Source organism: Thermus arciformis (assembly GCF_900102145.1).
GTDB classification, from domain to species: Bacteria; Deinococcota; Deinococci; order Deinococcales; family Thermaceae; genus Thermus; species Thermus arciformis.
Genome location: NZ_FNBC01000028.1, coordinates 23,120 through 29,202, shown reverse-complemented (window position 1 = coordinate 29,202; position 6,083 = coordinate 23,120). Strand labels below are relative to the sequence as shown.

The following is a 6,083-nucleotide window of genomic DNA, read 5'->3' as shown; positions in this document are numbered from 1 at the left end:
GCTGGAGAAGATGCTTCAGGAGCGGTATGCCCCCCGTACACAGACTCTTACACATAACTCTTGACACGACCGGCGATCTCAATGGGGTTGCCGTGGGCGTCGTTCACCTTGAGCTTGTCCGAGGTGAAGTTGTGGACCCGCAAGGACACTTTTTTTCGCTGGGCCAAGGGGTTGGCGAAGTGGAAGCCCTCCTCCCGGACGCTCCCCACGTACCGCCCCAGGAAGACCAGGGCCACGGCCTCGTTGGGCTGGACGGTGAAGAGGCCCAGGGCCAGGAGAAGGGAGGCGAGGAGGCTTGGAAGGAGGTGCCAGAGGTAGAAGAGGTCCTTCTCCCTAAGGAGGCCATACCCCGCCCACCCGAGCCAGAAAAGGGCTACGAGGAGGAGGAAAAGGGCCAAAAACCCGCTTGCCCGCCACGCCGGAAACTCCTTCACCTCGCGCATACCCACTCCTTTCCTAGTTCCGGAACACCACGTCCTCCCGCCCGAAGGCCCACACCGCCAGGCCCAGGGCGGCCCCGGCGTAGACCAGGGTGGAAAGCCAAGTGAGCCCCGCTTGTAAAGGGGTGGCGCTGCCCTTGAGGAGGGCGTCCATCAGCAGGGCCACGTTGAAGAGGGGAAGGAGGTGGTGCCAGGCCTCGAGCTGCAGGAAGCCCCGAAACTGTAGGAAGAGGAGGGGAAGAAGGGCCAAAAGCTGCAGGGGGGCCATGTAGCTTTGCGCCTCCTTGAAGCTCCGGGCGTAAAGCCCCAGGGCCACCATCACCGCCCCCATGAAGAGGGCGAGGAGGAAGGCGGTGAGGAAGAGGGCAAGGAAGCTCCCTCCGTCCAGGCTCACCTGTCCGCCCAAGGCCAGGGCCTCGCCCCTCTCCGTGAGGATGCCCCCGCCGAGGCGGGCGCTCCAGGCCCCGCCCAGGGCCAGCCCCAAAAGCCCCGCCACCCCCGAGAGCAGGCCCATGGCCACCGTGGCCAAGGCCTTGCCCAGGGCCACCTGGACCAGGGGGATGGGGGCGGCCAAAAGGGCCTCGAGGGTCCCCTTCTCCTTCTCCCCCGCCGTGGCGTCCACCGCCACCACCTGGCCTCCGGAGAGGACGAAGACCACCAGAAAGAAGGGGAGGAGGAACCCCAAAAGCCCCCCGGCCCTTTCCCTAGGCGGGGAGGCGTCCACCACTTCCACCCCGAAAGGGGAAAGGACCTCCTGGGGAAGCCCCGCCCGCCGAAGGGCCTCCGCCACCTTGGCCTCCTTGAGGGCCTGCAGGGCCCCCTTGACCTTCTCCACGACCACCTGGCTTTCCGTGAGGCCGGAGGCCAGGCGGCCGTAGACCCGGTACACCCCTTCCCGGAAGGCCACCCCCGCAGGGTAGCGGCCTTCCCGCACCGCTTTTTCGGGGTCCGGGTGGGGCACGGGCTCAAGCCGCGCTTCCTCCAGGGCCTTTAGGGCCTCTTGGGGAAGCCCCGCCACGGCCACCTCCTGCACCTTTTCCGCCGCGCCCTGCATGAGCCGGCTCAGGAAGAGGCTTGGGCCGAACATGAAGACCGGCATCAGCAGCACGGGAAGGACCAGGGTGGAGAAGACCAGCTTCCGGTCGCGAAAGACCTGGACGAGCTCCTTTCGGAAAATCCTAAGGACGGCTTCCATCACGCCCCCCGCACCTTTCGGACGAAGGCCCGCTCCAGGCTCCCTTCCCCCAGGGCCAGGGCCTCGCCCAGGCTTCCCTCGTAGACCAGCCGCCCCCGGTGGAGGAAGCCCACCCGGTCCGCCACCTCCTCGGCCTCGGCCATCACGTGGGTGGAGTAGACCACGGCGTGCCCCAGGCCCCGGTAGGCCTTCACGAACTCCAGGAGGGCCCTGCGGGCGAAGACGTCCAGGCCCGCCGTGGCCTCGTCCAGGAGGAGGACCTTGGGCCGGTGGAGGATGGCCCGGGCCAGGACCACCTTCTGCCGCATGCCCGTGGACATCTCCCCCACCCTCTTGTCCAGGGTCTCCTCCATCTCCAAAAGGGCCGCCACCCAGTCCAGGGCCTCCCGGAAGGCCCGGCCCTTAAGCCCGTAGAAGCCGGCGAAAAACTCCAGCGCCTCCCGCCCCGTAAGCCTCTCGTAGACCCGCATCCCCCCGTTCACCAGGCCCAGGTGGCGGCGGACCTGCAAGGGCTCCTTCCGCACGTGGAACCCCGCCACCCAGGCCTCCCCCCCACTTGGGCGCACCAGGGTGGAGAGCATGCGCAAGGTGGTGGTCTTGCCGGCCCCGTTGGGGCCCAGAAGGGCGTAGACCTCACCTGGCTCCACCCGGAAGGAGAGCCCCTCCACGGCCCAGCCGTGGCGGTAGCGCTTAGAAAGCCCTTCCGCTCGGATCACGGGGATATTGTATCATGGTGATATCACTTTGCAAGTGGCCTCTCCGCCTTTCCCTAGAGGGCCATAATGGGAGCGTGAAGGCCATGACCTTCTGGGTCAAGCCTCAAAGCTCCATAGAGGCCCTGCCCGAGGCCAAGGACCTGGTGCAGGACCTCCTGGAGCTTTTCTACGAGTACTTCCCCGAATACGAGGGGTGTCTAGGGTTTTCCCAGTCCCCCCGTAGGCCCCGCTACCTCTTCCTCTACATGGAGGGGCCCTGCGGGGGGCTTTTGCCCGGCGCCACCCAGTTTTTGAAAGATCTTTTAGAAACCGCCTTTCCTCACGCGGAGGTTCGGGTCTACGGCAAGCCCTGGCCTTAGCGGCGCTTCTTCACCAGCCACCCTTCCTCCCTGACCCCTAGCCGGGCGTTCACCACCCGGGCCAGGACGAAGAGGAGGTCGGAAAGCCGGTTCAGGTAGCGGATGGCCTCGGGGTTCACGGGTTCTTCCCGGCTTAGGGCCACCACCTTGCGCTCGGCCCGGCGCACCACGGTGCGGGCCAGGTGGAGCGCGGCCGCCGCCGGGTGCCCCCCGGGGAGGATGAAGCCCCGAAAAGGGGGGCTTTCCTCCTGGTAGCGGTCAATGGCCCTTTCCAGGGCCTCCACGTCCTCGGCGTCCATGCGGGCGATGTTCTTCTCGTAGGGGCTTCCCATGCGGGTCGCCAGGTCCGCCCCCAGGTCAAAGAGGGCGTTTTGGACCCGCTCCAGGAGGTCGTGGAGGTCCAGGTGCTCCTTGGGGAGGAGGCTTCGGGCGAGGCCGATGGCGCTGTTGGCCTCGTCCACGGTGCCGTAGGCCTCCACCCGGGGGTGGGCCTTCACCACCCGCTCGGACCCGTAAAGCCCGGTCTCCCCGGCGTCCCCCGTCTTGGTGTAGATCTTCATGGGCCCATTGTAAGACGAGGAAAAGCCCCCAAGGGAAACCCTTGGGGGCCTTCTGGCTGTGGCGGGCCCGAGAGGATTCGAACCCCTGACCTGCTGATCCGTAGTCAGCCGCTCTATCCAACTGAGCTACGGGCCCAAGCCGACCCTTAAGGTAGCACGGGAAGCTTTCCTTTGTCAATATGGGTCTTGTGCGGGAAGAGCGGCTACGAAGCCATCTCCTCGGGCTTTTGCGGGGCGGGGCCACTTTGGAAGAAATCCACTCCTTCCTCAAGCCCCTTTTCCCCGGCCTTTCCCGGGGGACCCTCTTCGCCCTCCTCGCGCGGCTTCGGCGGGAGGGGAGGGTGGTCTTTCGCGAGGGGCGCTTTTTCCTAGCGGGGGAAGAAGAGGGTCATGACCCCTAGGCCATCGGAAAGCTGGGCCTCAAAGGCCCCTCCGGGGGGCAGGCCCTCGAGGGCGAAGCGGCTTTCCCCGCCCCGGTGCCAGAGGCCGAGGGCCGTGCGGGCGCCGTCCTCCGCCACGTGGAAGAGGGAGAGGAAGGGGTAGCCCGTCCAGCGGGCCACCAGGAAGCCCCCTTCCTCCTTAAGCTCCACCCGGGGCTCCGCCTGGGGCCTCACGCCCCCTTGCGCCTCGGCGAGGAGCGCTCCTTCCCGGTAGAGGCCCACCCGGTTCCAGGGCCCCACGGGCACCTTGGCCTGGAAGTGGAGGCCCCCCTCGGAGTCCCTCAGGACGTACACGGGGTACTCCCGCCCGTCCACCCGCAGGGTGTAGGAGGAAGGCTCGCCCTCGGGATGGGCGGCGAGGCGGACGGGCGGGTTGAAGACCACCTGGTCCCCCAGGATCCGCCCCGAGAAGAGGAGGCCCTCCCCCGGGAGGCCTTGCGGGGAGGGGGGGCGGTTTTCCAGGAAGGCCTGGGCCCCCTGGTAGGTGTAGTCGGATACCCACTTTGGCCCACAGTAGCTCATGAGGTCGTAGTGCTGGGCCGGGTCTTTGAGGGCGCCGCTCGCCAGGTCGTACCCCCAGGTGCCGATTTGCCCATTCGCGTAGGGGTAGGAAGGGTCCCCGCTGGTGCCGCAAGGGGCGTGCTCTCGGCCGAAGTTGTGGCCGAGCTCGTGGGCCATGACCGCCGGGGCGCTTTGCGGGTAGTCCCAGCCCACGGCCACCGGGTAGCCGATGTAGCCGATCCCGGCGATGCCCGAGGTGTAGCCCACCCGCACGAAGCCGTAGTAGTACCGCCTGCTCCCGTCCGCCTGCCTGAGGAGGCGAAGCTCATCCAGGAGCTGGCTCCAAGCCATGGCGTCGTTGGGGCTGAGGGTGCCCGCGAAGGTGTAAGGGGCCCGGGTGGCGGGAGCGATGTCCTTAAGGGGCCATACGCGCCAAAGGGTTGCCCTGAAGTCGGGCACGGAGGCGGTGACCCCCTGGTGCACCACGGGGACCGCCGTCAAGTGAAGGACGGTCCCCGCCCCCACCTGGGGGCTGAGGGTGCGGGCGTTGTCCCCTTCATCGCTTTCCGCCACCTGGTCGCCCGGGTCCGCCCGGAGCTCCACCCGGAGGCCGGGAGCCATCCACTCCGCGGGCAAGGTGGCGTTGCAGGTGGTGCGGAGGTTCCCTTGGACGGTGTCCGTGGGGATGGGGCTAGGGCAGGTGAAGGAGAGGTTTCCGAGGAAGGCGGTGTTGGTGTAGACCGCCCCGGAGAGGGGCTGGGCCAAGGCCATGGGGTCTGGGCTCGCCACCAGGTGGACCCTGAGGAGAGCGGGCTTGCCCGCCACCAGGCGCAGGTCTTCCTCGAGGACGGTCTGGCCCCACTCCACCTTGGCGATGGCCAGGTTTTGGGTGGAAGTTACCCTTAGGGTCAAGTTCGCTTCTTTTGTAAGGCCTCCGCCCGTTCCCCGCAACCGTAGGGCGTAAGTGCCGGGAGAAAGGTCCGAAACGGCCCGCAGTTCCAGCATGGGCGCTGAGGGCACAGGGATTTGGGTGGGGGAAAGCTGCACGCTGGTGAAGGGGCTGCCGTTTTCGTCCACCAGGGAGAGGCTTATTTGCCCGGTGTAGGTGCCCGTAACCGAGAGGCGCACGTAGGATGTGCCCCCTGGGGAAATGGAGAGAGAGGAGCTTTCCAAGACCAGGGAAAAGTCCCCGCCGCCCGAGGGGGCGGTCACGGTGAGGGTGAGGTTCACCTCCTGGGTGAGGCTTCCCGAGGTGCCCCGCACCTTGAGGGCGTAGGTTCCGGGGTTGACGGAGGAGGCCACCGCGAGGGTGAGGGCCTGGTTCACGGGGCTAGCGCCGCTGACGCTGACGCTGGTGGGGGAGAGGCCGACTCCGGCCACCGGGTTGCCCCCGCCGTCCACCAGGGAGAGGTTGACCGTGCCGGTGAAGCCGTTCTGGGGGGTGACCGTCAGGGTGACCTGGCCCTGCCCTCCCTGCTGGACGGAGAGGCTGGTGGGGGAGAGGGCGAGGGCGAAGCCCTTCCTAGGGCGCACCCGCACCAGGGTCTCCCTGCGGGCGCTCGCCCCTTTGCCGTCCTTGACCTCCAAGCGAGTTTGGTAGTCCCCCGGGGAAGTGTAAGTGTAGGTGTAGCCCGTACCGCAGGGGCTTAGGCTTAGCTTGGCCCCGTCCCCGGGCTCGAGGACGCACTCCAGAGCCTCCCCGTCCGGGTCAGAGGCGCTCCAGGCGAAGCGCACCGCAAGGGGGGCCTCCCCCTCGGAGGGGCTGGCCTGGAAGGCGGTGAGGGTGGGGGGTTGGTTTTCCGGGGGCCCCGAACAGGCGGCGAGCAAGGCCACGAAGGCCCAAAGGCGCAAGGACCGGAGGTTCATCCCCAC

The 6,083-nt window shown here is 67.6% G+C and carries 7 protein-coding genes and 1 tRNA gene; 2 read left to right on the top strand and 6 right to left on the bottom strand.

What is annotated here, in order from left to right; all coding sequences use genetic code 11:
• Positions 1 to 47: 47 nt before the first annotated feature.
• Genes BLP62_RS09735 through BLP62_RS09725 form a run of 3 tightly spaced genes read right to left on the bottom strand, consistent with a single transcriptional unit; the run spans position 48 to position 2,351 of the window.
• A complete protein-coding gene (locus tag BLP62_RS09735; RefSeq protein WP_241374248.1) occupies positions 48 to 443 on the bottom strand; it encodes an SPFH domain-containing protein in 396 nt (131 codons plus the stop codon).
• A gap of 13 nt (positions 444 to 456) precedes the next feature.
• Complete coding sequence (locus BLP62_RS09730) at positions 457 to 1,635, bottom strand: ABC transporter permease (protein WP_093008154.1); 1,179 nt, start codon at positions 1,633 to 1,635, stop codon at positions 457 to 459.
• Positions 1,635 to 2,351, bottom strand: coding sequence for an ATP-binding cassette domain-containing protein (locus BLP62_RS09725; protein WP_093008152.1), 717 nt, complete (start codon positions 2,349 to 2,351; stop codon positions 1,635 to 1,637). The genes BLP62_RS09730 and BLP62_RS09725 overlap by 1 nt, the downstream gene beginning before the upstream one ends.
• A gap of 83 nt (positions 2,352 to 2,434) precedes the next feature.
• On the opposite strand from BLP62_RS09725, the gene BLP62_RS09720 reads away from it, so the two are divergent.
• Positions 2,435 to 2,710, top strand: a complete 276-nt coding sequence (locus tag BLP62_RS09720) for a hypothetical protein (protein WP_176758190.1) — start codon at positions 2,435 to 2,437, stop codon at positions 2,708 to 2,710.
• On the opposite strand, the gene BLP62_RS09715 is transcribed toward BLP62_RS09720, so the two are convergent.
• Both BLP62_RS09715 and BLP62_RS09710 read right to left on the bottom strand, forming a co-directional pair.
• Complete coding sequence (locus BLP62_RS09715) at positions 2,707 to 3,270, bottom strand: cob(I)yrinic acid a,c-diamide adenosyltransferase (RefSeq protein ID WP_093008148.1); 564 nt, start codon at positions 3,268 to 3,270, stop codon at positions 2,707 to 2,709. The genes BLP62_RS09720 and BLP62_RS09715 overlap by 4 nt on opposite strands.
• A 59-nt stretch (positions 3,271 to 3,329) precedes the next feature.
• Positions 3,330 to 3,406 (bottom strand) — tRNA-Arg (locus BLP62_RS09710).
• A gap of 43 nt (positions 3,407 to 3,449) precedes the next feature.
• Here BLP62_RS09710 and BLP62_RS09705 point away from each other — a divergent pair.
• Positions 3,450 to 3,671, top strand: a complete 222-nt coding sequence (locus BLP62_RS09705; RefSeq protein WP_093008146.1) for a hypothetical protein — start codon at positions 3,450 to 3,452, stop codon at positions 3,669 to 3,671.
• Here BLP62_RS09705 and BLP62_RS14125 read toward each other — a convergent pair.
• Positions 3,639 to 6,077: a M66 family metalloprotease gene (locus BLP62_RS14125; RefSeq protein WP_244880381.1), complete on the bottom strand. Its 2,439-nt coding sequence runs from the start codon at positions 6,075 to 6,077 to the stop codon at positions 3,639 to 3,641. The two genes, BLP62_RS09705 and BLP62_RS14125, sit on opposite strands and share 33 nt — an antisense overlap.
• Between the last annotated feature and the right edge of the window lie 6 nt (positions 6,078 to 6,083).

Excerpts from the sequence above, each read along its gene's own strand:
- BLP62_RS09735 (WP_241374248.1), bottom strand. The coding sequence starts at position 443 with ATGCGCGAGGTGAAGGAGTTTCCGGCGTGGCGGGCAAGCGGGTTTTTG.
- BLP62_RS09730 (WP_093008154.1), bottom strand. The coding sequence starts at position 1,635 with ATGGAAGCCGTCCTTAGGATTTTCCGAAAGGAGCTCGTCCAGGTCTTT.
- BLP62_RS09720 (WP_176758190.1), top strand. The coding sequence starts at position 2,435 with ATGACCTTCTGGGTCAAGCCTCAAAGCTCCATAGAGGCCCTGCCCGAG.
- BLP62_RS09715 (WP_093008148.1), bottom strand. The coding sequence starts at position 3,270 with ATGAAGATCTACACCAAGACGGGGGACGCCGGGGAGACCGGGCTTTAC.
- BLP62_RS09705 (WP_093008146.1), top strand. The coding sequence starts at position 3,450 with ATGGGTCTTGTGCGGGAAGAGCGGCTACGAAGCCATCTCCTCGGGCTT.
- BLP62_RS14125 (WP_244880381.1), bottom strand. The coding sequence starts at position 6,077 with ATGAACCTCCGGTCCTTGCGCCTTTGGGCCTTCGTGGCCTTGCTCGCC.